At 45.9% G+C, this 3,428-nt stretch carries 2 protein-coding genes; one reads left to right on the forward strand and one right to left on the reverse strand.

The genetic code is table 11. The annotated features are described in order from the left end of the window. On the forward strand, nucleotides 1-2,207 hold a 2,207-nt coding region (locus tag B4K20_RS07020), incomplete at its 5' end, for an efflux RND transporter permease subunit (protein WP_289282381.1). Between the two features lie 81 nt (nucleotides 2,208-2,288). On the opposite strand, the gene B4K20_RS07025 is transcribed toward B4K20_RS07020, so the two are convergent. Then, nucleotides 2,289-3,428: hypothetical protein (locus B4K20_RS07025; protein ID WP_289282382.1), on the reverse strand; the 1,140-nt coding region annotated here is incomplete at its 5' end.

The raw sequence follows: 3,428 nt of genomic DNA on the forward strand, positions 1-3,428 counted from the left end.
AAGGCATTGAGGCTGCTTTAGATGAGTTCAAAGATGGTTTCGGTGCTGAAGGCATTACCTTGCATGATGATTTATTCCGACCTGCAAACTATATCCAGACATCACTCGTCAATATCCAAGAACATTTGATGGTCGGTGGTGGACTGGTCATGCTGGTGCTGATTTTATTTTTATTTAATATCCGTACCGCTGTGATCTCCATGACAGCTATCCCTCTCTCTTTGTTTGCAGCCATGATTGTCTTGCTGGAATTTGGCATCAATATAAACATTATGGTCCTGGGTGGTCTGGCCATCGCACTCGGGGAAGTGGTCGATGATGCCATCATTGATACCGAAAATATTTTTCGTCGATTAAGGCAAAATGCCCTGCTAGCAGCACCTAAGCCCACCATGGAAGTGGTGTATGAAGCGTCAATGGAAGTAAGAAGTTCAGTGGTTTATGCCAGCTTTATTGTGATGCTGGTCTTTGTGCCATTATTGACATTAAGTGGGGTTGCCGGTCGTATGTTTGAGCCATTGGGTGAAGCTTATATTCTGGCCATTTTTGCCTCACTAGCCGTGGCATTGACGGTCACGCCAGCGCTTTGTCATATCTTGCTGACCCGAGCAGGAGATGTCAGTCATGACGAGCCACCCCTGATTCGAATGATCAAACCTATATATGGTCGTGTGCTATCTGCGATAAGCCATTTTCCAAGACTAACCTTGCTTGGTGTGCTGGGTTTCTGTGTAGCGGGATTATCGATATTACCGTTCTTAGGAGGTAGCTTTTTACCGGAACTTCGTGAAGGTCATTATATTATTCATACCGCAAGCGTACCGGGAACATCTATAGAAGAGTCGTTGCGAATAGGTGGTCGTATAGAGCAGCGGGTGGCAGAAATACCCGGTGTACGTTCAACCTCACAATGGGCGGGTAGAGCAGAACGTGGTGCTGATACGTTTGGCACACACTACAGTGAATATGAAGTGGATCTTGAGCCGATGGATGGGCCCTCTCAGCAGCGGGTACTGGATGAAATTCGTGAAATATTAGAAGCGTTTCCCGGCGTGAACTCGGAGGTGAATACATTTTTAACAGAACGTATTGATGAAACTATTTCCGGTTATACCTCACCTATTGTCGTCAATATCTATGGCAAGAACTTGGATGCGTTGGACCAGACTGCACAAGAAGTGGCAGAAGTTATGAGGGATATTGATGGCGCCGCTGATGTTCAGCTTCGAGCCCCTCCCGGCGAACCACAGCTTGAAGTGCGGCTGGATTTAGACAAGCTTGCTTATTGGGGCTTGCGTCCTGCAGAAGTGATGCAGGCAGTGAGAACGGGGTTTGATGGGGCTGTTGTGGGCCAAGTCTATGAAGGCAATCAGGTGTTTGATGTGGTGGTTGTGTTACCTGAAGAACTGCGTAAACAACCTCAGCAGTTAAGAGCCTTACCCATACAGACGCCAGAAGGCGTGATGTTACGCTTACAGGACATTGCGGTGATTCAGCAGGTCTCGGGACGCCATATGATTCAGCATCGTGGGTCACAGCGTTTGCAAACGGTCACGGCTAATGTCACTGAGCGTGATCTGAGTTCTTTTTTTGCTGAGCTGAAACAACGTGTACATGATGAAGTCGCTTTCACCGCAGATATCTATCCTGAGTTTACTGGTGCGGCAGTGGCGCAAGCGCAGTCTCGTGAGGATTTGATTGTGCATTCCACCTTGGCAGGCTTAGCTGTTTTGTTATTGCTTTACGTGGCCTTACAAAGCTTTCGCAATATGATATTGGTATTGATTAATTTACCGTTTTCTCTAGTCGGCGGTGTGCTGGCCGTGGTTTTAACCAACGGCGTGTTGTCGATTGGTTCATTAGTCGGTTTCGTGACGCTATTTGGTATCACATTGCGTAATGCCATTATGCTGGTGTCACATTACCAATACATGGTGACAGAAGAGGGCGCGGCCTGGAATCTGGATACTGCCATCCGAGGGGCACAAGAACGCTTACCATCAATACTCATTACGGCTTTGGTCACAGCGCTCGCCATGTTACCCATTGCGATAAACTCGGATAGCCCTGGCCGTGAGATTATGGGGCCGATGGCCAGTATTATTATCGGTGGTTTGATTTCTTCCACGGTGTTAAATCTATTGGTGTTGCCAAGTATCATGCTTCGCTACGGACGATTCAAAACCAGTAGAGAAGCGCAGCTCTGAGCACCAACTAATCAAATGGAATTAAAAAGGCGATACCAATAATCAGTAACACCACGACAAAAAAGGCAATTTCTATAATCATCAGTGAATAGCAAAGGTTTGTGCTTGCTCATTGCGTTGATCGGCAAAGAACTGATAAATGTCTTTTAGCTCCTTAGAGGAGAAATGAATCAATATCAGTTGCTGTCCTGGGTAGATTAAATCTGGATTATGTCCCATTGTGCTGGTGGTGTAGTTATAGATATAGCTAGACTCCACTTTATTGTTTAAAACCTTGCCAAGAAATGAGCTTAGTCCGGTAGGTAGCGGTTCATCGGCATCAGCAGGAATGGTGACTCTGACTAAATCTTTATTGATACCTTCAAGTGCCAGACCCTGACGAAAACGTTGAATCAAGCCAGACTGAATAATTCCCCATAAACCTTGACGATCGGCCTCAGTCACACGATGCAGATAGAATAGAGCACTGTCCTCTAAACCACCCGATTTGACGATGTCGTTCACTGACAATTCGATAGAGCCTTTATCTATTTCCGCCTCAAGCAGGCGATCTTCAGGTAAATCTGATTGTGATAATTGGCCAATGGTCGTTTTCTTCTGTACATCTTGCTCAGTAATCACCGTAATAGGTGCACTTTTGTCGACATTATCAGCGTTGAGCAAATCAATAAGCGGCCGCTGTTGTCGACTGCCATCGGCTTGTTCAATGGTGACAAAGGGATTTTTATCTTCAGTACTGTCATCAAGCGCTTGTAATGTCGTTTGTTGTTTTTCAGTTTCTGTGTATTTGATGGTGACTGGGGTGTCTGCGCTCAGACTTTTATCGGCAAGTAACTGACCGAGGGTCGTCTCGCGTTTTTCTATTTTGGGGATCACAATAGTGCCATCTTTCCGCACGAACTCACCTTGTTTGTCATTTAACGTCACGGCTTTACTACCCAGATGATCCACAAATTGTTCTGCTTCTTTTTCTATGATGGCTTGCTGATCTTCGGTAGGTGCGACAGGTTCAATGGTGACTTCTTCTATTTCTGGATCTTCGATTTCTATCGGTGGCGAAACCGTGTGTTCCGTGCGAGAGGGTTGTAAGTCTGCAAAGAGTAAATAGGCCAGACCCAGCAGTACCATTAAGGCCAGAATAGCAGGGACAAGGGATGGAACTGATCGTGCAGACTTAGCCATAAAATTTCTCTCTGGATTAGTGTCATTATTATTTAAGAC

The sequence above is a fragment of the Methylophaga sp. UBA5088 genome, from assembly GCF_002414625.1.
GTDB classification, from domain to species: domain Bacteria; phylum Pseudomonadota; class Gammaproteobacteria; order Nitrosococcales; family Methylophagaceae; genus Methylophaga; species Methylophaga marina.